The following is a 21,884-nucleotide window of genomic DNA, read 5'->3' on the forward strand; positions in this document are numbered from 1 at the left end:
CAAGCGCGGCACAGCTATCCCGGAATGAGGAACAGCGTAATGGCGGGGAACAGGACGAGGATTATGACACGCAGGATGTCCGAGCCCACAAAGAACATGACGGCCTTGTAGGTTTCCGTCATCGGCGTTTCACGGTCCATCGCGTTAATGATGAACAGGTTCATGCCCACCGGCGGCGTGATCAGGCCAACCTCGACCACGATCAGCACCAGAATACCGAACCAGATCGCCACATGTTCCGGCGACATCCCGAAATCCATCGCGGAGATGACGGGAAAGAAGATCGGGACGGTCAAGAGGATCATCGACAGGCTGTCCATCAAGCACCCGAACACAAGGTAGAAGATCAGAATGATGGACAATACAAGCCACGGGCTGAAACCCTGGGTCAACACCCAGTCCGCCATGAATTGCGGAACGCCGGAAAGCGCCAGGAAGCTGTTGTAAAAACTTGCGCCCAACACGATGAAGAAAATCATGGCCGTGGTTTTCGCGGTGCCGAGAAGGCTGTCGCGAAAAACGGACCAATTCAGACTGCCCGAGAGCAAGGCCACCAGTCCGGTGCCCGCGGCACCGATGGCTGATCCTTCGGTTGGCGTGAACCAGCCGAGGTATATGCCGCCCACAACGAGCCCGAAGATCACCAGAACCGGCCATGTTTCCGCTAGTGCGGCCCAGCGTTCCGACATCGGTTGTGGGGGCCTCGTGCCTGCGGACTTTGGATTCAACCGGACATAGAACGAAATCGTCAGCATATATCCGATCGCGGCCATGATGCCCGGAATGAACGCAGCAAGGAACAGTTTCGCGATGTTCTGCTCGGTCAAAATGGCATAAATTACGAGAATCACGGAGGGCGGGATCAGAATGCCCAGCGTGCCGCCCGCCGCCAGCGTTGCCGTCGAAAAGCCGCCCGAGTACCCGTAGCGCCGCAGTTCGGGCAATGCGACCTTGGACATGGTCGCGGCGGTCGCCAGAGACGATCCACAGATCGCGCCAAACCCGGCGCAAGCGCCGACGGCGGCCATGGCTACGCCGCCGCGCCGGTGCCCGAGGAAGCTTTCGGCGGCTTTGAAAAGTGAACTGGACATGCCCGACAGGGTGGCGAACTGACCCATCAGCAGAAACATCGGGATGATCGACAGCGAGTAGCTGGAAAACTGCGTATAGGTTTCGGATTTCAGCTTGTTCAGCAGCACGTTGGGATTGCCGCCCATCGCGAAGTACCAACCGGCGAAACCACACAGCAGCATCGCCAGACCAATGGGCGCGCGCAAAAACACCATGATCAACAGGATCGGGAACGACATGAAACCAAGTTCGAGGTTGCTCACGGTCTGATCCCTATGCGGTCGGCAGGAGGATGCGGCCCGACAGGCTTTCGCCCACGCGCATCACCGCACAATAGACCGCAACCACACATGTAACGGTCGAGGCTGCAAAGCTGGCAGCATAGGCCCACCACACCGGGAACTGCAAAAAGAGCGTCGTCTCACCGTTGCCGATGTAGCGCTGCATCCCCTCGTAAAGCCGCCAGCTGATGAGGATCAGAACTGCGGCCAGAACAACCTCCCAGAAAGCCACGATGGCGCGATGCACCCGGGCCGGCAGTCTGGAGGTGAAGATATCCACCGTCGCATGCCCGCCATAAAGCTGGCAGACCGGAAAGAACGAGAAGATCGCAAAGGCAACACCTGCCTCAAGTAGTTCGTAGCTGCCGTTCACTTCGCCGATACCGAGGTCTAGAAGGGTCTGTGCGAACCCGCCCATCAGGCTTTCGGCGCGGTCGGAATGCAGCATCTTGTTCAGCGACCGGCCGATGATCGACAGCGTTGTCAGCACGATCAGTCCGACCAGGACAAGACCGCCAATCACGGCCGTTCCTCGTGCGAGCAGTTTCATCGCATTGTGCATGTACTCGGTCTCCGCCCGGGGTAAAAAAGACCCGCCGCAAGTCTGGCTTGCCGCGGGTCTCAATCGTTATCCCGGTCTATTCGGTGTACTTGTCGATGAGCATACGGGCTTCGTCGATCAGCGCCTGACCATCGATGCCTTTTTCGTTCATTTCAGCGACCCATTCCGCATAGATCGGCTCGGCGACGGCCTTCCACTCCGCTGTCTCTTCGGCATTCAGGGTCACGATGTTGTTGCCGCGGTCCGCCGCAGCCTGACGCGCCGGGCCATCGCTGTCCGCTTGCGTCCCACCGGCAAAGATCGAGAATTCGAGACCGGAGTTATCGTCGATCACCTTTTGCAGATCGGCTGGCAGGCTGTCGTAGCGGTCCTTGTTCATCGCCAGAACAAAAGTCAGGACGTAAAGCGCGTTACCGGTGAACTCTGTATGGTTTCCTACCAGTTCCGGGATCTTCAGGGCGGCAGTGACTTCCCAGGGGATCGTGGTACCGTCGATCACGCCCTTGGACAGCCCCTCCGGCACGGCGGGCACGGGCATCCCGACCGGCGTTGCGCCGACTTTCTCCAACAGGGCGTTGGCCAGACGGGACCCGCCGCGAATTTTCAGACCTTCCATGTCAGAAGGTTTGCGCACTTCCTTGTTGGCGTGGATGAGACCCGGGCCATGCACCCAAGTGCCCAGAATATGCACGTCCTTGAATTCGGTGTCTTTCATGTGTTTTTCGAACATTTCCCAATACGCGCGGGAGGCGGCGCGGGCGTTCGTCATCATGAAGGGTAGTTCGAAAACTTCCGTCGACGGGTACCGCCCGGGAGTATACCCGACCACTGTCCAGACGATATCGGCAACGCCATCGATGGCCTGATCCATCAGCTCCGGTGGCTTGCCACCGAGCTGCATGGAGGGGTAACGCTCAACCTTGATGCGGCCGCCGCTGTCTTCCTCCACGCTATCCGCCCAGACATCTAGCACCAGTTTGGGCACATTGGCCTGCGGTGGCAGAAACTGGTGCAGGCGCAGCGTGACTTCCTGGGCCAGCGCCGGGGCGGCTCCGAAGCCGAATGCGAGCGCGGCTGCAGCCGCCACATTCAGAAATGATTTCCGTGAGATGGTCATTGTATTCCTCCCTATAATTCTTGGCAGGCCTTGTCTGAAGCGGCCTCTCGGTATTCTTCCCAGTCAAATTGCTATTGCAGATCAGACAGGTTGTCACCTGTGTTTGTAACTATCTGCCACCCGTCATTCTGTCTGCGTCCGGTCCTGTTGCGTTTCGAATGAGACCGCACCGTCAAGCCCGGTCGATCCATAAAGCCAGGCCATCTGATCAAACCATTGATCGGGTCCGCGGGCGGCCATCACCTCGTTGCGCAGGGCCGCGTGGGCACCGGAGGCATGATACACATGGGTGCCGATCTCGCGGGACTGCAACTGCACCCGGGCTGTCCGCAGACGCCGCCTGTCCTGATACCGGATCAATGCCGTCGGCAGGTCATCGTCGGCGGAAAGTTCGTCCGCAAGGCAGACCGCATCTTCCAGCGCCATGCAGGCGCCCTGAGCCATGTACTGCATCATCGGATGCGCGGCGTCCCCCAGCAAGGCCACGCGCCCGTCCGTCCAGCGCAGGACCGGCTCCCGATCGCATAACACCCAGAGTTTCCAATCCGCGCCCTTGTCGATGATCTGACGCGCGCGCGGATGTATGTGCTCAAACCCCTTGCGCACTTCGTCATGGCCTACGGGCAGGCCAGCCACCGGCTCCGGCGCGTCGTTGTGATAGGTCGCGACCAGATTGAACAAATCACCACCCGACAACGGATAGTGCACGATGTGACATTTCGGGCCGGCCCAAAGTGTCGCATCGTTCCATCTGAGGTCTTCGGGCATCTCCGCTGCCGGGATGACGGAACGGTAGGTGGTATGCCCTGACACCAATGGCGGCCCGTCGCCGACAAGCTGAGCCCGCATCCTTGACCACAATCCATCCGCACCGACCAGCGCACGCCCCTGCAGTTGCGCGCCATCGTGCAGAACAGCGGTCACATGGTCAGCGGTCTGGGTGTAGCGATCGACACCAGAGTGGGTTCGCAGGTCGATCAGCGGGTTTTCGACACAGGCGGCCAACATAACGCCGTGCAAATCGCCCCGATGCACGACAGCGTAGGGGTTTCCAAATCTGGCGCGAAACCCTTCGCCCAGGGGAATGTGGGTGATCTGCTCTCCGCTCACCGCGTCCATCAGGCGCAGGTTGTCGACATAGACAGCCAGCCTGCGTGCCTGATCTCCGATGCCCAGAGCATCAAATGCATGAAAGGCATTTGGCCCCAACTGGATACCGGCACCGATTTCACCGAGGTGTCGCGCCTTTTCCAGCACAACGGACCCAAGGCCCTTCTGCGCCAGACCCAGCGCCGCCGCCAGCCCGCCGATGCCACCACCCGCAATCAAGACGCTATCTGCTTCTGCCATGACCCTATCTCCCACGGGGCATAACCTTGCGCGCGCGGGCAGCATGGTCAATCTGAATGATCAGAAAGGGGAGTGGTGGCGTTAGGTGGACTTGAACCACCGACCTAACGATTATGAGTCGTTCGCTCTAACCAACTGAGCTATAACGCCATCGGGGCGTGGACTATGCCAGCCCCGCAGCGCCGTCAAGGCAGAAAGCGCGATTAATGCCCGCGGACGGCGTCAATCATGCGTTGTACATTATCCGGATCGGCATCGGGCGTGATCCCATGGCCAAGGTTGAAGATGTGCGGCCCGTTGGACAGCGCCTCTACAATGGCCCGCGCGTCATCGACCAAACCCTGCCCTCCGGTTACCATATGGCTGCTGGCGAGGTTCCCCTGCACGCAGCCATCGACCTGAACATGCTCCGCGGCCCACTGCGCACTGACCGAGTTGTCAAGCGCCACACAATCCACACCTGTTGCCCGGGCAAAACCGATGTAGTTATAGCCCGCTTCGCGCGGGAACCCGATGACCGGCGTATCGGGATGTTTTTTCTTAAGGGCGGATGTGATCTCGCGTGCGGGTTCTAAGGCATATTTCTGGAACGCGTCGCCTTTCAACGATCCGGCCCAGCTGTCGAAAATCTTGACCACTTCGGCACCGGCTTCGATTTGAGCGTAGAGGTAGTCGATTGTGCCGGCGGTGATCCGCGCCAGCAACGCCTCGAAAAGCGGCGTATTCTCCTGCATCAGGGCATGTGCCAGTGCCTGATCAGGGGTACCACGCCCGGCAATCATATAGGTGGCGACGGTCCATGGCGCGCCTGCAAAGCCGATCAGGGTGGTTTCCGCAGGCAGCTCACCGCGCAAAATCCGCACGGTTTCATAGATCGGGTTCAACGTTTCGTGAATATCCTCAACCGGGCCAAGTTTGTCGAAATCCGCCTGTGTCTGCACGGTGGACAGCCGCGGCCCCTCGCCCGTGACGAACCACAAATCCGCACCAAGCGCCTGCGGCAACAACAGGATGTCGGCAAACAGGATCGCCGCGTCGAACCCATAGCGACGAATAGGTTGCAGCGTGACCTCCGCAGCGAGTTCCGGATTGTAGCACAAGGACAGAAAATCCCCGGCCTGCGCGCGGGTTGCCCGGTATTCGGGCAGGTACCGTCCCGCCTGCCGCATCATCCAGATCGGCGGGGTCGGCAGCGTCTCACCGGCAAGAGCGCGCAGGATGGTTTTGGTCGGGGCCATAGTGTCCTCATTTTCAATTTCCCTTTTGGTCAAGGTCAGCGCCGCCGATGTCAAGGGACTGACGGGTTGTCAGGATAAATTGACGCGCCTATTGATTGTCGCATGACAGTAACCCTCCCCACCCCCGACCGCCCGTTGAAGATTGGCACACGCGGCTCTCCGCTGGCGCTGGCGCAGGCCTACGAGACCCGTGAAAGACTGTCTCGGGCCTTTGATCTGCCCGAGAACTGCTTTGCGATTATCGTGATCAAGGTCACGGGGGATGCCATTCAGGATCGCCCCCTGAAGGAGATTGGGGGCAAGGGGCTTTTCACCCGCGAGATCGAAGAAGACCTGCTGTCAGGCAAAATTGATATCGCCGTTCACTCGATGAAGGACATGCCGACGGTGCAACCGGATGGGCTGATCCTCGATACCTACCTGCCGCGGGAAGATGTTCGCGATGCTTTCGTCTCACCCTCGCTGACGGGCATTGCCGGTCTGGCTTCGGGCGCGGTTGTGGGCACATCCAGCCTGCGTCGCAAAGCGCAGTTGCTGAACCGCAGGCCCGATCTGAAAGTGGTCGAGTTTCGCGGCAACGTGCAGACCCGGTTGAAGAAATTGAGCGATGGCGTTGCCGATTGCACGTTTCTGGCCGCAGCCGGGCTGAACCGGCTTGCCATGGCGGACGTGCCCGCGACGCCGATTGATCCGGATGACATGCTGCCCGCCATAGCCCAGGGCGCGATTGGCATCGAGCGCCGGATAGCCGATGGCAACACGGCGGAGCTGCTCAGCAGAATACATCACACCGAAACCGGTCAGCGTCTCGCTGCGGAACGCGCGTTCCTGCTGACCCTTGACGGATCGTGCGAAACCCCAATTGCCGGGCTGGCGGAACTCGACGCGGACAAGCTGAGGCTGCGGGGTGAAGTGCTGCGCCCCGATGGATCACAGGCCATCGCCGGGGAACGTGTAGGTGTCATCTCCGATGGGGCCGCCATGGGCAAGGATCTGGCGGAGGAACTGTTGTCACGGGCCGGTACGGGCTTCTTCGACTGGCACGGCGCCTAAGCGCGATATCCCGCCTCAGACCCATTTCGCCAGGGGCGGCAAACTCATCAGCACGGCATTGGCATCATGCCCGGTTTCAAGACCGAACTTGGTGCCTCTGTCATAGACCAGATTGTACTCGGCATAGAGGCCCCTATGCACCAGTTGTGCGTCTTTGTCGGCTTCTGACCACTCCTGAACCCGGCGTTTCCGGACCAGCGGCAGATAGGCCGGAAGAAACGCCCGACCGATATCCTGGGTCAGCGCGAAATCGGCGTCCCAATCGCCGGAACAGTGATCATCCATGAAGATGCCGCCAACCCCACGGGCCCGGTTACGGTGCGGGATGAAGAAATACTCATCCGCCCAATCCTTCAGCCTGGGATAGAAGTCTGCACCATGCGGGTCGAGGTGTTCTTGTTGTGTGGCATGAAAATGCGCGGTGTCCTCGCTGTATTCGATACAGGGATTCAGGTCCGAACCGCCACCGAACCACCATGCATGGGGTGTCCAGAACATGCGGGTATTCATGTGCACCGCCGGCGCGTGCGGGTTCTGCATATGCGCCACCAGCGATATGCCAGATGCCCAGAAGCGCGGATCATCTTTCATCCCCGGGATGCCTTTACGGGCGGCCATCGCCATTTGTGCCCGCTCGCCCAGCGTTCCGTAAACGGTCGAGATATTCACGCCGACTTTCTCGAACACCCGGCCGCCGCGCAGGACGCTCATCAATCCACCGCCGGCATCGGTGCCATCGTCACTGCTTCGCCTGGTTTCGGTGACGTCGAAATGCCCCGGCTCGGCATCGGACATCGGGCCTGACCTGTGATCCTGCTCCAGCGCCTCGAAAGCAGCGACGATCTGGTCGCGCAAGTCCCTGAACCAGGCAGAGGCCCGGTTCTTTTCGCTGTCAAAACTATCAGTCATCGGGCGTCCAGTTGGTCACGGTTTCATGCCACCATGTGTAAACCTGAATGCGCCGGAACGAAAAGCGGGAAATCTAATGTGCCGGGGCCGACACCGCATCCAGAAGGCTGCGCCCACCGTCCACCGTGATCACCTCACCCGTCATGAACCCCGACCCTTCGGCGGCCAGAAACTGAACCGCATCCGCCAACTCGGACGGGCCTGCGATGCGACCCAAAGGCGTGTGACTGCGTATGTCATCTCGCCACTCGCTGTTTTCAACCACGGATGATTTCAGCGAAGCGCTCATCACCGACCCGAAGGCCACGGCATTGACCCGGATGCGTTCAGGGGCCAGCGCCAATGCCATGGAGCGCGTCATCTGCTCCAATGCGGCGGACGCAATCGAATACCCCATCAGTTCCGGCCGCGTATTGCGCGCCGCGATAGAGCTGAGGTTGATGATCGAGCCTACCTGACCCTCGGGTTGCTCCGTCCCCTGTTTGATCATGCGTCGCGCAACCTGCTGAGTGAGGTGGAGCGATGTCATCAGATTCTGCTCCAACAGGATCGAGACGGACTTGTCCTCCACATCAAGCGCGTCGGTCGCCATAACCTGACGGGAGGCATTCACCAGGATATCGACACGCTCAAAGGCGTCGATTGTCGCTGACACGAGGTTTGCAATGGTCAGACGCTGGCGCAGGTCACCTGCAAAGTAGCGCAGGTTGCCGTCGTCCGTCTGATCACCCCATTCGGAGGCGAGTTTCTTCTCATCCATATCGGCACACATCACGTTCGCGCCGCGATCCGCGAACTGGCGGGCAATCGCCAGACCAATGCCATTGGCGGCGCCTGTGACAATGGCGGTTTTACCGTTGATCGAAAATGACATGGGAGCCCTCTCTGGCGGTGTTCAGTCTTGCGCCTTCACGCCCTCTTGCGAAGCGGACGGCTGGCGCGGAACAGCTTGAAGCGTGTATCCGCCCCGGCTTCTGTAACGTGGGCAAAGGTTGCCCGCAAAGTGGACTCATACGGCAGGTGTCGGTTTGCTACCATCCACAATTGACCCTGTGGATGCAACACTCTCGCAGCCGATTGCATAAAGGCGCGCCCCAGGTCCGGGTCAGCCGCGCGGCCCGTGTGAAAAGGGGGGTTCATCACAACCGTGTCAATCGGTTCCGGCGGCGACCAACTCGTGGCGTCCGCCCAATGGAAGCGGGCGCGGCCATCCGCGACGTTGCGACGGGCGCATTCGAGTGCCATGTGGTTCGCCTCGACCAGATGCACGGCGTCGATGTCGGACCGTGTCAAAACATGCGCCGACAGGTACCCCCACCCGGCACCAAGGTCGGCGATGCGCTTGCCCAGTTTTTCCGGCAGAGCAGATGCCAATAGCGCCGAGGCCGGATCGACTGCATCCGCAGAGAATACACCCGGCGCGGTCCAGAAGCCACCTTGCGTCAAGGCGGGCCCGACGTCCCAGTCCCGGAACGCTTCCGGGTCCCGGTTTTCAAACCAGAACAGTTTGCCGTGGGCTTTCGATACCGGACCATGCACCTGAACGCGTTTGCGGACGTCCTTCAGAACACTATCAACACCATCCGTTTTCTGCCCGTCGATCACGACAATACCGCTTGCATGCGCGACGCTGCTGGCCAGCAAAGCGCGCGCTTCGGTCTTGGCACGCGGCAAGCAGACGATCGCCGCTGCATAGGTCTTGTCGATGCCAACCGTGCAATCGTAGCCGCGCGCCTGCCACGCATCGTGGGTTGGTTTGAATCCGTGGATGATTTGCGCTCGGTCCCTGGGCACACCGGGCAAGCTGGCTTCGGCGTTCGGCTGGATTATGGCAATGGGCCCGTGTTCCGGCCACACCAGACCACCCCCGTCAAGGGCCAGCGGCAAGCGTGCGTCGATCACCTGACTATTCTTCTTTTTCCATTGTGCACTGCAGCGGGTGCTGGTGCCGGCGAGCGAAATCCATCACCTGCGCCACCTTTGTTTCGGCAATCTCGTGACTGAAAACGCCGACAACGGCAACGCCTTTCTTGTGCACCGTCAACATGATCTCGAAGGCCTGCGCATGGTTGAGGCCGAAAAAGCGCTCAAGCACGTGCACGACGAACTCCATGGGCGTGAAGTCATCGTTCAGCAACAAGACCTTGTACAGCGGCGGACGCTTGGTCTTGGGCTTGGTTGCGGTCAGAACCGAGGTATCACCCTCGTCATCCGACCGGTCCGTCATCATGAATGCGTCGCGGTGCATTTCTGCTCCTGATCGTCTTTTGGCCATGGTGAGTCGTTGAGCGCTCTATATAAACTGTCTGAGCATTTAGAAAAGGGGGCGTACATCATGGTTAAAGGCTTGACCACGGTGGCTTTCGATGCCGATGACACATTGTGGCACAATGAGCGCTTCTTTCAAATGACCCAGGCGCATTTTGCCGACCTTCTGTCGGAGTTCACCGATCGTGCTGACCTGATGTCGCGTTTATTGGCGGCAGAGAAACGTAACCTCGGGCATTACGGGTTCGGGGTGAAGGGTTTTACCCTATCGATGATCGAAACGGCGATCGAGGTCACGAACGGCAACGTCGCAGCCTCCGTCATTGCCGAGATCATGGAGGCTGGCCGCGAGATGCTCCGCCATCCCGTGGATTTGCTGCCCCATGCGCAGGAAGCGGTGGAAGCGGCGGGCCGGACGCATCGTCTTTTATTGATTACCAAAGGTGACTTGCTGGATCAGGAACGCAAACTCGCGCAGTCCGGCCTGGGTGACCACTTCGACGCCGTGGAAATTGTCTCTGACAAGAAGCCGCAGGTTTACCGGGATATCTTCGAGCGGCACGGTGATGGCCCGGATCGGGGCGTGATGGTCGGAAACTCCATGAAATCTGACGTGTTGCCAATGATCGACGCGGGTGGCTGGGGTGTTTTCGTGCCCCACGGACATGAGTGGGACCTCGAAAAAGCATTACCGCCGCAGGATAATCCACGCTACCGCGCCCTGCCGGATTTGGCGGGACTCACACAGTTGATCGACCAAATCGAAAACCGCTGAACGGCCCCACGGGCGAGATTTGCATCCGCCCTTTGTCGCCGTCACGCGTCGCCACAATGCTGCCACAATAGCTCAATTGGGTCCCGTTTCGCAAAGGGCCGCTAGATATGGATCGTGCTTCATCGAAAGTTAACGCAAATACCTTAAAACAAAGACTTTATTGAAAACGGAAGCTGTGGTAGCCTCTCCCACATAAAACGGCCAGTCGAAAAATCGGCGGCATGAGGCAGAAAAAGGCAGGTTATCATGAAGGTTCGGCGTGTAGTGCCGGCCCGTTACGGGCTATTTATTCTCGCAGCTTTGTGGATGCTGGTGGTTCTGCCACTGAGTGCGGCTGCCGCTCCCTACGCAGCATTTGTCATGGATGCGCGAACCGGGAAAGTGCTCCACTCCCGAAACGCCGACACACGACTGCACCCGGCATCGTTGACAAAGATGATGACACTCTACATCGCCTTCGAGGCGGTGGAACGTGGTGAAATCTCGCTCGATACCAAGGTCAGGATTTCCCGGAACGCGGCCTCTGAACCACCCTCCAAGCTGGGCCTCAAGTCAGGGCAGCGCATTGCCTTTCGCTACTTGATCCGCGCCGCCGCCGTGAAATCCGCCAATGATGCCGCAACCGCCATTGGCGAAGCGCTCGAAGGGTCGGAGGCGGCATTTGCCCGCCGTATGAACCGCACGGCCAAAGCGCTCGGCATGACGCGCACGACATTCAAGAACGCTCACGGGCTGACTGAATCGGGCCATATGTCGACAGCGCGCGACATGTCGCTGCTCGGTCGGCACGTGCTTTATGATTATCCGGAGTATTACAACCTCTTCTCGCGCCGTTCGACCAACGCTGGCGTGCGCGAGGTCGCCAACACAAACCGCCGCCTGCTGGGGGCCTATCGCGGCGCGGATGGCATCAAAACAGGGTACACGCGCGCGGCCGGCTTCAATCTGGTTGCCTCTGCAGAGCGTGGCAGCGAACGGATCATTGCAACTGTTTTTGGCGGCACATCCACAAGTGCCCGCAATGCGCGCGTCGCCGAACTGCTGGACATGGGGTTCAAACGGGCACCCACCCGCGCCGCTTTGAGAAAGCCATCGCGCCCGGTTTACCGCGGGGGTGGTGCAGGTAAAACCATCCGTGTCAGCGGTATCACGAAGACCAGCAAACGCCCCCGTCTCAGACCCGTTGCCGAGGTCACTGTTCCGGAGGCGCTGCTGGCCGCTATCGAGGCCCCTGCCGCCGCGCAGGCCAGCACCAGCGGTGTTCTGTCGGCGGATATTACATCGGCGTTGATTGAAGCCCAGCAGACAGCGACAGAAACGGAACCTTCCCCGACGCCGGTTCAGAACAGCAGCCTTGCCGCCATATCGACCCGCCCGGTCATGCGCCCCTCGGCACAGATCGACGCCAGCCAGACCGCCGCAGTGGAAGAAAACGAGGTTGTCACCCGGATGTCGACATCCGGCGGGCATCAATGGGGCGTGAACGTGGGGCGTTATCCCAGCCGTTACAAGGCGGAACGCGCGCTGGTCACCACTGCCCTTGCGGAGATGACCACGCTGGACGGGACCTTGCGCAAGGTCGTCAAGAAGCCCACCGGGTTTGATGCCAATTTCCTCGGGATGACGCGCGACAGCGCGGACCTTGCCTGCCGCCGCCTCACCGCGCGGAACATCAGTTGCTTCATGGTCGGGCCGTCCTGAAGCCCGTCGCTACTCTTTCGGGTGATCGTCCCAGGTGTCGTTGAGGATGCGGCGGCTGTCGCCTTCGGGATCGTCATACTGTCGCGACCGCAAGGTGTAGATAAACCCGATCAATCCGATCCCTCCCAGAAGCAGGGAAATTGGTATCAGGTAGGTCAGAACATTCATCCGCGCCCCCGAACCCGCAATGCGTTCAAAGAGACTGAGATCGAAGACGTCGACATTGCCAGCGCCGCTATCAACGGTGTGGCCAGACCGGCCACCGCGAGCGGAACCGCAACGATATTATACAACGTTGCAATTCTGAAGTTTTCGCGGATGCGCCGTGTTGCCATGCGGGCAACTGACACAGCCTCCGAGATCGGCGACAAGTCGCGCCCCAGAAGCACCATGTCAGACGCCGCCCGCGCTGCATCCAGCGCCTGCGCCGGGCTGATCGACACATGTGCCGCAGCCAGGGCCGCGGTGTCGTTCAACCCGTCGCCGACCATCAGCACCCGGCGCCCGTCGGACTTCAGCCGCTGCAGGAAGCGCGCCTTCTCCTCCGGCAACATCTCGGCATGCCAGTCTGCGATTCTCACGGTTTGCGCAAAGCGGTCGACCGCCGAGGTCCTGTCACCGGAGAGCAGGATGACGTCGATACCCAGATCCTGAAGCCCACTAACGGTTTCAACCGCGCCCGGGCGGTGTTTATCCTCGAACCGCAAGACTACCGCGTTGCCGGTGCCGCTATCCAAACCCGCGCAAAGCCCATCATGATCCGTCTCGATGCCAACCCATTCGGGGCGACCGAGCCGGACGTTCGTTCTCTCGACTGTGGCCATGGTGCCGTACCCCGGCCGTTCAATCACCTCGTCCAGTGGCGTCGGCTCGATGCCATCAGCCTGCGCCGCCTCCGCAATAGCGCGCGACAACGGATGTGCGGACGCTTTCGCCAGAGCGTAGGCCAGCCGCTGTTGCGATGCGTTCAGCGCCGACCAGTTGGTGAGACTGGGATGGCCTGTTGTCAGCGTTCCGGTCTTGTCAAAAACGACGGTGTCGACTTCGGCCAGACGCTCCAGCGCGGTGGCATTCTTGATCAACAGCCCCCGACCGAACAGCCTGCCGGATGCTGCGGTTGTCACCGCCGGCACAGCGAGGCCCAGGGCACAGGGGCAGGTGATGATCAACACCGCAGCGGCAATATTGAGAGAGACCCGCATATCCCCTGACCAGATGAGCCACCCCAGGAACGCAAGTGCCGACAGGATATGGACCCCCGGCGCATAGAGCTTGGCCGCACGATCTGCGAGCGACGTGTAGCGCGACCGCCCGCTCTCCGCAATTGCAACCAGTGCTGCCATACGCTGCAGTGACGTGTCCTGCCCCACGGCCGTTGCCCGCAGAGTCAAAGGCCCGGTGAGGTTGACCTCGCCCGCGCTCATTGCATCACCCGACCGCCGAACTTCCGGCAGCGTTTCCCCGGTCAGCATCGAGCGGTCCACCTCTGAACGTCCCTCGGTGACAATGCCATCGACAGGTGCCCGGGCACCAGGATGCACAAGGATATGGTCCCCGACCTGTAACGCAGCGACGGATACTTCGACGGGGGTTGCGTTTTCGATCCGCCAGGCGCGCGGCACCTCAAGCGCCGTCAACTCTTCGGCGGCAGAGCGCGCCGCAGAGCGGGCGCGGGCATCAAGCCACCGCCCGGCAAGCAAGAAGAACGTCAGCGTCAAGGCGGCATCGAAATAGGCGTGATGTCCCGACAGCCAGGTTTCCCACAAAGATGTCACCAGCGCCAAAAGGATGGCCAGGCTGATGGGCACATCCATGTTCAGGCGCCCCGCACGAAGCGCACTCCAGGCATTGCGGAAAAACGGCTGGGCGGAGAACGCGATCGCTGGCAGAGTGATCGCAGCCGAAATCCAGTGGAAGAGGTCTCGGGTTGTATCCGTTGCACCTGACCACACGGCGACCGACAACAGCATAACGTTCATGGAGGCAAAGCCCGCCACGGCGAGACGCATGAGAAGATCGCGCGCGGCGGTGCGTGTGGCCGTTTCATTTATCGCCGCAGGATCAAGTTCGTACGCCTCGAAACCGGTGACCTCCAACCGTCGGATCAACTCCGCCGCCGTGACCTCCGGCGCGGCGTCGATCAGCGCGCGTTTCAGCGTCAGGTTGACCCGGGCCGAATGAACGCCCGGGTGCGCCGCCAGCGTTTTTTCGACGCTGGCGATGCAGTTCTGGCAATGGATTGTGGGCAGGGACAGCATCAGCCGGGCATCCGCCACCGGCGTGCCGGTATCCTGCGTCGGCATGGCAACGCAGCCCGGGCAGGCGACAGGGGTATTTGTCACCGCGCTTGTCACTTCCGCTCTCTTGGCACGTTCAGCAAAACGCGTTGCCGAAAGGCCGTTCCGTCCTTGGCCTGTGCGATCATGCGCAGGTTCCAGTTACCTTCGGCAAGGGTGGTCGAGGCGACGTAGTTCCGACCATCGAATACAAACTCCGGGCTCTGGTCATCGCGAACATGTGTTGCGCGCCCCAACGTCGCCTCCAGCGAGGCGACATCGACCGGGTCGCCGTTTTTATCCGTGATCGACAGGATTACCTCGCCACCGCGCGCCTGCGCGGAAACCGACCAGCCTAAACCGGTCTGGGCTTCGCGATCCCGGTCGAAGTGCTGGCTGGCGACATAGGAGTTCTTCACCTCCAGCCCGGGGAACGTTTTCACGGCGCTGTAGGCCAGCAGCAGATTGACCCCGATGATGACCGTGAAGGCCGAGACAAACATGATGGCGACATGCCGACCTGTAAGTTGTCGTGCTGGGGTCATTGGGCATCTCCTTTTCCGGTAAAGCTGCTGTCACGGTAGGCGCGATCCCCGGTCGTCAGGTCCTCGACCCAGAAACGAACCTGCGTGCGCGCCGCATCGGCAGGGTCCGAGCCCGGAGGAGCAATGACATAGACCCGTTGCAGGTGTGACGTATCGGCCTCCACAGGCACCGAAGCGTAGGGTGTGCCCTCCAGCTGGATGCGCAGCGCCGGATCACCCTTGGCAAAAATCCGGAACAGGCGTTCGTCGTTATTCTTGTTGCGCAGGCGAATATCATAGGTATTGCGGATCGACCCGTCCGAGAGGGTTACGAAGGTCGGATTGCGAACCGGTGCCACCGTCATTTCGATGTCCGCCCGGATGAACAAGGCGACGATCAGCGCGACCCCAACCCCGCCCCACAGGGCGGTATAGAGCAAGGTGCGCGGGCGAAACACATGCCGCCATGTCGGGCGGGGCGGATTGCCGTCGCGCTCCAGCGATTCATCCGAAAGCGCGATGTAGTCAATCAGCCCACGCGGTTTGCCGATCCGCTCCATCACATCGTCACAGGCATCAATGCACAGCGCACAGGTAATGCATTCCATCTGCTGACCGTCGCGGATGTCGATGCCCATCGGGCATACGTTGACGCAGGCCATGCAGTCGATGCAGTCGCCCATCGGTTGGGTTTTGGCCTCCTGGCTGTGTTTGCGCGGCTCGCCGCGCCAGTCTCGATACGCCACAGTCAGGGTGTCTTCGTCCATCATGGCGGCCTGGATGCGCGGCCACGGGCAGGCGTAAATGCAGATCTGCTCGCGCATGAAGCCGCCGAAAACGAATGTCGTCGCGGTCAGGATAGCGACCGTGATATAGGCCACCGCATGCGCCTGACCTGTAAAGAGATCGACCATCAGTGTCGGGGCATCCGCAAAGTAGAACACCCAGGCACCGCCGGTGGCCACGGCAATAAGCAACCACAATACCCATTTCGTCAGCCGCAAACGCAGCTTGCGCGCGTCCATTTTCTGCTGACGGTGCAACCGCAGACGGGCGTTGCGATCACCTTCCACCCAGCGTTCAACCAGAATGAACAGGTCCGTCCAGACGGTTTGAGGACAGGCATACCCACACCAGACACGGCCAAGCGCAGAGGTAAACAGGAAAAGACCCAGACCCGCCATGATCAGCAGACCGGCCACGAAATAGAACTCGTGGCTCCAGATCTCGATCCAGAAGAAGTAGAAGCGCCGGTTGGCCAGGTCGAGCAACACAGCCTGGTCCGGCAGGTTCGGCCCCCTGTCCCATCTGATCCATGGGATCAGGTAGTAAATACCCAGTGTGACCGCGAGGATCACCCATTTCAGGTTGCGAAACGGGCCGGTGACGCGGCGCGGGAAAATTGGTTCGCGGGCAGCGTAGAGGCTGGGTGGCGGAGCTTGATCGGTCACGGCGGTCCTTGCGGTTTGGGTCTGGTGCTGTCGTGTCCATTCCGACGACAGCACCCTACCACACATGATGGAGCCAGCGGAGTTACTCGCCTCCGCCCAACTGGTGCACATAGAGCGCTACTGCCCTGATCTGTGCCTCCGACAATCGCTGTGTCCAAGGTGGCATAACGCCAAAGCGACTATAGGTCACAGTTTCGGTCAGCGCTTCGACGTCACCGCCATAAAGCCAGATCGCATCCGCAAGGTTCGGGGCACCCTGCTCGCGATCACCCATGCCGTTTTCACCGTGGCACGCAGAACAATTATCGGCGAAAACCTCCGCACCCGGTCCGGCCAGCGCGGGGTCGGCCTCGCTTCCGGACAGTTCGAGAACGTAGTTCACAACCTGCTCAATTTCCTCGTTTTCCAAAATCTCGCCAAAGGCGGGCATTTCGGAATAGCGCGCGTCATCGTCTTCTTCATTGCGGATACCGTGGGAAATCGTGGCATGTATTGCTTCGATATCCCCACCCCAGAGCCAGTCGTCATCCAGCAGGTTCGGATAGCCGGGAAAACCAGCCGCACCAGACCCGTGGCACTGCGCGCACCATGTGCGGAAAACCGCCGCCCCGGCTGAGACCGCGTAGCCGTTCAACTCGGCATTGGCGGAAATCTCGGTCAGTTCGGCAGAGGCCAGCTGCGCGTTGATGCCCGCGTTGGCCTCCTCGGCAGCGGCGATCTCCTCGGCAACCTCGGCACGGGTGGAGTAGCCCAGCAAGCCCGCCGTCGCGGAGGACACAAGCGGCCATGCAGGGTAGGCGATAGTGTAGGCGACCCCCCAGACGATGGTCGCGTAGAATGTCCACAACCACCAGCGTGGCATCGGGTTGTCAAATTCTTCGATCCCGTCCCAGCTGTGGCCGGTGGTGTTTGGATCGCCCTCTTGCTTCGGGGGTATCTTGCTCATTTCGGTGCCTCCTGATCTGGGGCTGGTCTGTCTTCGTGTCGGAAAGGAATATTGGCCGTATCGCTATGGATCTTGCGGCTGCCGGGGCGAAAGACCCAGATCATCATGCCGATAAAGATGAGGAACAGCACCAACAGCATCCAGCTATCCGCGAATTCGCGCAGGAGAGAATATGTTTCCATCGTCGCCTCCTCTAACGGTTTGCATCTGGGGTGAAGGTCGAGAAATCAACCAATGTGCCCAGCATTTGCAGGTAGGCGATCAGCGCATCCGCCTCTGATGTGCCGGGCTGACCGTCAAAGTTGCGCACCTGCGCCCCGGGATAACGCTCAAGCATGTCGTCGTAATCGCTGTCGGGATCGGCCTGCGCCCGGAAATCCGCAGAGGCCGCCTGGATCATCTCGTCGGTGTAGGGAACACCAACCAGCGCGTGCGTTTTCAGCAGGTCGGCCACATGGTCGCTGTCCACAAGCTTGCGCTCCAGAAACCCGTATTTCGGCATGATCGATTCCGGCACAACCGACTGTGGATCGCGCAAATGGTCGAGGTGCCAGTCATCGGAATACCGCCCGCCGACCCGCGCCAGATCCGGCCCGGTCCGCTTGGACCCCCATTGGAACGGGTGATCATACATGGATTCCGCGGCCAGAGAGTAGTGACCGTAGCGTTCCACCTCGTCACGCATCGGGCGGATCATCTGGCTGTGGCACACGTAACAGCCTTCGCGGATGTAGATGTCCCTACCCGTGAGCTCCAGGGGTGAGTATGGGCGCATGCCTTCCACCTTCTCGATCGTGTTCTCGAGATAGAAGAGCGGCACGATCTGCACCAGCCCGCCAATCGAGACAACCAGAAAGCTGAGGATCAACAGCAGAGAGGCATTGGTTTCGATGAACTTGTGTTTCTTGAGGATCGACATCGCGGGCCCCCTTATTCAGCGGGGACGGCTGTGCCGAGGGACGCCTTGGCAGGCGCCGCACGGACAGTCATCCACAGGTTGTAGCACATGATGGCGGCACCAGCGAGGAACATGACCCCGCCCAGACCCCGGACCACATACATCGGGAACTTCGCGCTGACGGTGTCGGCAAAGCTGTTCACGAGGAAACCATTGGCGTCGACTTCACGCCACATCAGGCCCTCCATGATACCAGTCACCCACATCGAGGCGGCGTAAAGCACGATACCAATGGTGGCGAGCCAGAAGTGCCAGCTGACGAGGCTCAGGCTGTAGAGCCGCTCGCGTTTCCACAGCACCGGCACGAGGTAGTAGAGCGCGCCGAAGGTCACCAGACCGTTCCAGCCAAGAGCACCGGAGTGCACGTGCCCGATTGTCCAGTCAGTATAATGCGACAGGGAGTTGACCGCGCGGATGGACATCATCGGCCCCTCGAAGGTGGACATGCCGTAGAATGCCAGCGACGTGACCATCATCCGCAACACCGGGTCGGTGCGCAGCTTGTCCCAGGCGCCTTGCAGCGTCATCAGGCCGTTGATCATACCGCCCCAGCTGGGCATCCACAGGATGATCGAGAAGACCATGCCGAGCGTCGATGCCCAGTCGGGGAGAGCGGTGTAATGCAGGTGGTGCGGACCGGCCCAGATATAGAGGAAGATCAGGGCCCAGAAGTGAATGATGCTGAGCTTGTAGCTGAACACGGGGCGTTCGGCCTGCTTCGGCACGAAGTAATACATCATGCCCAGAAAACCCGCTGTCAGGAAGAAGCCCACGGCATTGTGGCCATACCACCATTGTACCATCGCATCCTGCACGCCGGAAAAGACCTGAACCGATTTGCTGCCCCAGATGGACACCGGTATCGAGATGTTATTGACGATATGCAGCATCGCCACGGTCACGATGAAGGCAAGGTAGAACCAGTTGGCCACGTAGATATGCGGCTCTTTACGCTTCACGATCGTGCCCAGGAAGACGGCCAGGTAAGCGACCCAGACAATGGTCAGCCAGATGTCGACATACCATTCGGGCTCCGCGTATTCCTTGGACTGGGTGCCGCCCAGCAAATAGCCGGTCGCGGCAAGCACGATAAAGAGCTGATAGCCCCAGAACACGAACCACCCAAGATTGCCCCCCCAGAGCCGTGCCGCTGATGTACGCTGCACGACATAGAAGGAGGTAGCGATCAAGGCATTGCCACCGAAGGCAAAAATCACCGCTGACGTATGCAGCGGCCGCAACCTGCCGAAGTTGGCGTAGCCCTCGGCCCATTCGAAGTTAAGAACGGGAAAGGCCAGCTGGAACGCGATGACCACGCCCACGAGAAAACCGACAACGCCCCAGAACGCAGTGGCGATGACGCCCGCGCGCACGACGCTGTCAAAATACTCGTTGCTCGGTGTCGGCACAGTTGGCTCATCTATTGCGCGCAGGGTTGTCAGAAACAACCCCGCCGCCACGATCATGAAGATGACCATATGGACCTGGTACGCAACGTCGCGCGCATAGCTTGCGGCGATCATTGCCATCAATGTCGCAAGCGCCAGGACCACCAGCTTTACGTAATTTAGTGTTCCGGTATTCATCACTCCGGTTTCCCTTCCGGTTGTCCGCACGCGAGGCGCACGGATGTTCGTGGTATTGCCGGGTTTTGCCCTGCAACACAGCACCGCGCTTTGATCTGCATCAAGCAACGCGGGCAATTTGGCTGACACCGATCAAAGCCGGTGCACGCAGGGCGAGTATGATACCGAACAGACTGATTTGGAAAGGATTAGGATCATGCCCTACAAAACGATTTTCACCGCCATGACCTCCTTCGCCTCCAATAAAGCCGCTCTCGAACAGGCGGCCTCTCTCGCTGAAGTGCACGACGCGCATCTTGAAGTGATGTGTCTGGGTATCGACCGGTCCCGGAGCAACTATTACGAAGTGGGTGCCAATGCGGTCATCATGCAGGCCGCCATCGAAGAAGCGTACACCAAGGCCGAGGTCGTCAAAGACGATGTTTCGTCATGGCTGGAGAGTTCAAAACTGCGCTGGAACGCCTCGAATGCCGTGGCAACACTTGCAGACGTGGGGCGCCCGCTGGCCCGGGGTGCACGATTCGCCGACCTATGCGTTGTTGCGCTGCCCTACCGCGATGAAAGCTGCGCAGAAGACACCATGATTCTGGAAACTATGCTGTTTGATGCGGCCTGCCCGACGGTGGTTGTGCCGGATGCGGCCGTGCAGGCACGGCCCGAAAGCGTGGTGATCGGCTGGAACGAAAGCGCCGAAGCCCTGCGGGCCGTGCGCGCGGCGATGCCCATTCTCGCTGCCGCGACAGAGGTGCATATCGCCATCATCGATCCACCCGAGCATGCAGCAGATCGTTCCGACCCCGGAGGGGCGCTTGCGGTCATGCTGTCCCGTCACGGGGTGCATTGTGACATTCAGGTCATGTCCCGTGGCGGAGCAAAGATCAGCGAAAGGCTGCAGCGCCACGTCACCGAAACCAATTCGCAGATGCTGGTAATGGGGGGATATGGTCATTCCCGGTTCCGCGAGGCGGTCCTGGGTGGTGCCACCCGGGAAATGCTGGAACATTCAAAAGTTCCGGTGTTCATGGCCCACTGAAGGGCCGTGGCGGGCGATGGCGGATCAGGGGACTTCCCGTTAAGTCAGGAAGCCGCCATCGCTATCGTCACCTGCTTCGAACAGCAGTTTGTCCATGTCCGGCACGCTAATGCGCCGTTTCCCCGACAGGGCAATCACGCCATCGCGCTTGAGCGCTGACATCTGGCGACTGACCGTTTCCAGCGTCAGGCCCAGATAGTCGGCCATTGCCTCGCGTGTCAGCGGCAGTTCGAAGGTCAGCGCTTTTCCGGGGTTGGATGTGCTAAAGGCAGCGTCCCGACGCGCGATGATAGAGAGCAGGCTGGCAATTTTCTCGCGTGCCGTTTTGCGCCCCAGTACCAGCATCCATTCCCGCGCCGCATCGAGTTCGTCCAATGTCATTTCCAACAGCCGCTGCGCCACGTGCGGCGTGGTGTCCATCATCTGCTCAAAGGGCTTTCGCCGAAAACAGCACATCATCAGGTCCGACGTCGCGGTAACCGTGTAGGTGGCAACGCTGCGGCCCGGGCGACCCACGAAGTCGGACGGCAGCAACAGTCCGACCATCTGGGTACGGCCGTCTTCCATGGTCTGCGTAAGTGACGCAACACCGGACACGACAGAGGCCACAAAGTCCATGTGATCTCCTGCCCACAACACGGGCTGACCGGCACTGAAGCTCCTGTAATACTTGATGTCCTCCAGCAACGCCAATTCGTCACTGTCGCACTTGGCGCAAACCGCACGATGCCGGATCGGGCAGTCCGAACAGTTTTTGAAGGCTGGCGATGCCATGTGCTGCATAG

Annotated in this window: 22 protein-coding genes and 1 tRNA gene; 4 read left to right on the forward strand and 19 right to left on the reverse strand. The window is 60.3% G+C overall.

Translation table 11 applies throughout. From position 1 onward, the window contains the following. Positions 1 to 14: 14 nt before the first annotated feature. The 6 genes from KX928_RS16135 to hemE all read right to left on the reverse strand — a co-directional run bounded on the left by KX928_RS16135 (position 15) and on the right by hemE (position 5,619). Complete coding sequence (locus KX928_RS16135) at positions 15 to 1,334, reverse strand: TRAP transporter large permease (RefSeq protein WP_219504695.1); 1,320 nt, start codon at positions 1,332 to 1,334, stop codon at positions 15 to 17. 10 nt (positions 1,335 to 1,344) lie between these two features. Next, on the reverse strand, positions 1,345 to 1,914 hold the full coding sequence (locus KX928_RS16140; RefSeq protein ID WP_219504696.1) for a TRAP transporter small permease: 570 nt from the start codon (positions 1,912 to 1,914) through the stop codon (positions 1,345 to 1,347). A gap of 76 nt (positions 1,915 to 1,990) precedes the next feature. Beyond that, positions 1,991 to 3,031, reverse strand: a complete 1,041-nt coding sequence (locus KX928_RS16145) for a TRAP transporter substrate-binding protein (RefSeq protein WP_219504698.1) — start codon at positions 3,029 to 3,031, stop codon at positions 1,991 to 1,993. Positions 3,032 to 3,154: 123 nt separating this feature from the next. Continuing rightward, complete coding sequence (locus tag KX928_RS16150) at positions 3,155 to 4,381, reverse strand: 3-hydroxybenzoate 6-monooxygenase (RefSeq protein ID WP_219504700.1); 1,227 nt, start codon at positions 4,379 to 4,381, stop codon at positions 3,155 to 3,157. A gap of 73 nt (positions 4,382 to 4,454) precedes the next feature. Next, positions 4,455 to 4,531 (reverse strand) — tRNA-Met (locus tag KX928_RS16155). A gap of 53 nt (positions 4,532 to 4,584) precedes the next feature. Then, positions 4,585 to 5,619 (reverse strand): uroporphyrinogen decarboxylase, encoded by a 1,035-nt coding sequence (gene hemE, locus KX928_RS16160; RefSeq protein ID WP_219504702.1) that lies wholly within the window; start codon positions 5,617 to 5,619, stop codon positions 4,585 to 4,587. Between the two features lie 102 nt (positions 5,620 to 5,721). On the opposite strand from hemE, the gene hemC reads away from it, so the two are divergent. After that, the gene (hemC, locus tag KX928_RS16165) at positions 5,722 to 6,672 is read left to right on the forward strand and encodes a hydroxymethylbilane synthase (protein ID WP_219504704.1); all 951 of its coding nucleotides are present in this window, start codon (positions 5,722 to 5,724) and stop codon (positions 6,670 to 6,672) included. A 15-nt stretch (positions 6,673 to 6,687) separates the two neighbouring features. Here the strand turns inward: hemC and hemF are convergent, their stop codons facing one another. From hemF to clpS, 4 genes are all read right to left on the reverse strand, one after another. Next, positions 6,688 to 7,581, reverse strand: a complete 894-nt coding sequence (hemF, locus tag KX928_RS16170) for an oxygen-dependent coproporphyrinogen oxidase (protein WP_219504706.1) — start codon at positions 7,579 to 7,581, stop codon at positions 6,688 to 6,690. Positions 7,582 to 7,654: 73 nt separating this feature from the next. Further along, complete coding sequence (locus KX928_RS16175) at positions 7,655 to 8,455, reverse strand: SDR family NAD(P)-dependent oxidoreductase (protein ID WP_219504708.1); 801 nt, start codon at positions 8,453 to 8,455, stop codon at positions 7,655 to 7,657. A 35-nt stretch (positions 8,456 to 8,490) separates the two neighbouring features. Next, on the reverse strand, positions 8,491 to 9,483 hold the full coding sequence (locus tag KX928_RS16180) for a class I SAM-dependent methyltransferase (protein ID WP_219504710.1): 993 nt from the start codon (positions 9,481 to 9,483) through the stop codon (positions 8,491 to 8,493). Between the two features lie 4 nt (positions 9,484 to 9,487). After that, a complete protein-coding gene (gene clpS, locus KX928_RS16185) occupies positions 9,488 to 9,829 on the reverse strand; it encodes an ATP-dependent Clp protease adapter ClpS (protein WP_219504712.1) in 342 nt (113 codons plus the stop codon). An 87-nt stretch (positions 9,830 to 9,916) separates the two neighbouring features. On the opposite strand from clpS, the gene KX928_RS16190 reads away from it, so the two are divergent. Continuing rightward, positions 9,917 to 10,624 (forward strand): HAD family hydrolase, encoded by a 708-nt coding sequence (locus KX928_RS16190; RefSeq protein WP_219504714.1) that lies wholly within the window; start codon positions 9,917 to 9,919, stop codon positions 10,622 to 10,624. A 246-nt stretch (positions 10,625 to 10,870) separates the two neighbouring features. Further along, complete coding sequence (locus KX928_RS16195; protein WP_219504716.1) at positions 10,871 to 12,325, forward strand: D-alanyl-D-alanine carboxypeptidase family protein; 1,455 nt, start codon at positions 10,871 to 10,873, stop codon at positions 12,323 to 12,325. Positions 12,326 to 12,334: 9 nt separating this feature from the next. On the opposite strand, the gene ccoS is transcribed toward KX928_RS16195, so the two are convergent. The 8 genes from ccoS to ccoN all read right to left on the reverse strand — a co-directional run bounded on the left by ccoS (position 12,335) and on the right by ccoN (position 20,066). After that, positions 12,335 to 12,493: a cbb3-type cytochrome oxidase assembly protein CcoS gene (gene ccoS, locus KX928_RS16200; protein ID WP_219504718.1), complete on the reverse strand. Its 159-nt coding sequence runs from the start codon at positions 12,491 to 12,493 to the stop codon at positions 12,335 to 12,337. Then, the gene (locus tag KX928_RS16205; RefSeq protein ID WP_219504719.1) at positions 12,490 to 14,679 is read right to left on the reverse strand and encodes a heavy metal translocating P-type ATPase; all 2,190 of its coding nucleotides are present in this window, start codon (positions 14,677 to 14,679) and stop codon (positions 12,490 to 12,492) included. The genes ccoS and KX928_RS16205 overlap by 4 nt, the downstream gene beginning before the upstream one ends. After that, entirely contained in the window at positions 14,676 to 15,146 is a 471-nt protein-coding gene (locus KX928_RS16210) for a FixH family protein (protein WP_219504720.1), read from the reverse strand. The genes KX928_RS16205 and KX928_RS16210 overlap by 4 nt, the downstream gene beginning before the upstream one ends. After that, positions 15,143 to 16,576, reverse strand: coding sequence for a cytochrome c oxidase accessory protein CcoG (ccoG, locus tag KX928_RS16215; RefSeq protein ID WP_219504721.1), 1,434 nt, complete (start codon positions 16,574 to 16,576; stop codon positions 15,143 to 15,145). The genes KX928_RS16210 and ccoG overlap by 4 nt, the downstream gene beginning before the upstream one ends. 82 nt (positions 16,577 to 16,658) lie before the next feature. Then, positions 16,659 to 17,522 carry a cytochrome-c oxidase, cbb3-type subunit III gene (ccoP, locus tag KX928_RS16220; protein WP_219504723.1) on the reverse strand — a complete coding sequence of 288 codons (864 nt, stop codon included), beginning with the start codon at positions 17,520 to 17,522 and terminating at the stop codon, positions 16,659 to 16,661. Next, a complete protein-coding gene (locus KX928_RS16225; protein ID WP_219504725.1) occupies positions 17,519 to 17,704 on the reverse strand; it encodes a cbb3-type cytochrome c oxidase subunit 3 in 186 nt (61 codons plus the stop codon). The genes ccoP and KX928_RS16225 overlap by 4 nt, the downstream gene beginning before the upstream one ends. A gap of 11 nt (positions 17,705 to 17,715) precedes the next feature. Further along, positions 17,716 to 18,441, reverse strand: a complete 726-nt coding sequence (gene ccoO, locus KX928_RS16230) for a cytochrome-c oxidase, cbb3-type subunit II (protein WP_219504727.1) — start codon at positions 18,439 to 18,441, stop codon at positions 17,716 to 17,718. A gap of 11 nt (positions 18,442 to 18,452) precedes the next feature. Beyond that, on the reverse strand, positions 18,453 to 20,066 hold the full coding sequence (ccoN, locus tag KX928_RS16235) for a cytochrome-c oxidase, cbb3-type subunit I (RefSeq protein WP_219504728.1): 1,614 nt from the start codon (positions 20,064 to 20,066) through the stop codon (positions 18,453 to 18,455). 196 nt (positions 20,067 to 20,262) lie between these two features. Between ccoN and KX928_RS16240 the strand changes: the two genes are divergently transcribed. After that, complete coding sequence (locus tag KX928_RS16240; protein WP_219504730.1) at positions 20,263 to 21,099, forward strand: universal stress protein; 837 nt, start codon at positions 20,263 to 20,265, stop codon at positions 21,097 to 21,099. Between the two features lie 39 nt (positions 21,100 to 21,138). Here KX928_RS16240 and fnrL read toward each other — a convergent pair whose 3' ends face one another. Beyond that, the gene (fnrL, locus tag KX928_RS16245) at positions 21,139 to 21,882 is read right to left on the reverse strand and encodes a transcriptional regulator FnrL (RefSeq protein WP_219504732.1); all 744 of its coding nucleotides are present in this window, start codon (positions 21,880 to 21,882) and stop codon (positions 21,139 to 21,141) included. Between the last annotated feature and the right edge of the window lie 2 nt (positions 21,883 to 21,884).

It is taken from the genome of Roseobacter insulae (genome assembly GCF_019375555.1).
Classification (GTDB): Bacteria; Pseudomonadota; Alphaproteobacteria; order Rhodobacterales; family Rhodobacteraceae; genus Roseobacter; species Roseobacter insulae.

Bases quoted from the DNA above. Each gene is read 5' to 3' on its own strand.
- KX928_RS16140 (WP_219504696.1), bottom strand. From the start codon at position 1,914: ATGCACAATGCGATGAAACTGCTCGCACGAGGAACGGCCGTGATTGGC.
- KX928_RS16145 (WP_219504698.1), bottom strand. From the start codon at position 3,031: ATGACCATCTCACGGAAATCATTTCTGAATGTGGCGGCTGCAGCCGCG.
- KX928_RS16150 (WP_219504700.1), bottom strand. From the start codon at position 4,381: ATGGCAGAAGCAGATAGCGTCTTGATTGCGGGTGGTGGCATCGGCGGG.
- hemE (WP_219504702.1), bottom strand. From the start codon at position 5,619: ATGGCCCCGACCAAAACCATCCTGCGCGCTCTTGCCGGTGAGACGCTG.
- hemC (WP_219504704.1), top strand. From the start codon at position 5,722: ATGACAGTAACCCTCCCCACCCCCGACCGCCCGTTGAAGATTGGCACA.
- hemF (WP_219504706.1), bottom strand. From the start codon at position 7,581: ATGACTGATAGTTTTGACAGCGAAAAGAACCGGGCCTCTGCCTGGTTC.
- KX928_RS16175 (WP_219504708.1), bottom strand. From the start codon at position 8,455: ATGTCATTTTCGATCAACGGTAAAACCGCCATTGTCACAGGCGCCGCC.
- clpS (WP_219504712.1), bottom strand. From the start codon at position 9,829: ATGCACCGCGACGCATTCATGATGACGGACCGGTCGGATGACGAGGGT.
- KX928_RS16190 (WP_219504714.1), top strand. From the start codon at position 9,917: ATGGTTAAAGGCTTGACCACGGTGGCTTTCGATGCCGATGACACATTG.
- KX928_RS16195 (WP_219504716.1), top strand. From the start codon at position 10,871: ATGAAGGTTCGGCGTGTAGTGCCGGCCCGTTACGGGCTATTTATTCTC.
- ccoS (WP_219504718.1), bottom strand. From the start codon at position 12,493: ATGAATGTTCTGACCTACCTGATACCAATTTCCCTGCTTCTGGGAGGG.
- KX928_RS16210 (WP_219504720.1), bottom strand. From the start codon at position 15,146: ATGACCCCAGCACGACAACTTACAGGTCGGCATGTCGCCATCATGTTT.
- ccoP (WP_219504723.1), bottom strand. From the start codon at position 17,522: ATGAGCAAGATACCCCCGAAGCAAGAGGGCGATCCAAACACCACCGGC.
- KX928_RS16225 (WP_219504725.1), bottom strand. From the start codon at position 17,704: ATGGAAACATATTCTCTCCTGCGCGAATTCGCGGATAGCTGGATGCTG.
- ccoO (WP_219504727.1), bottom strand. From the start codon at position 18,441: ATGTCGATCCTCAAGAAACACAAGTTCATCGAAACCAATGCCTCTCTG.
- ccoN (WP_219504728.1), bottom strand. From the start codon at position 20,066: ATGAATACCGGAACACTAAATTACGTAAAGCTGGTGGTCCTGGCGCTT.
- KX928_RS16240 (WP_219504730.1), top strand. From the start codon at position 20,263: ATGCCCTACAAAACGATTTTCACCGCCATGACCTCCTTCGCCTCCAAT.
- fnrL (WP_219504732.1), bottom strand. From the start codon at position 21,882: ATGCAGCACATGGCATCGCCAGCCTTCAAAAACTGTTCGGACTGCCCG.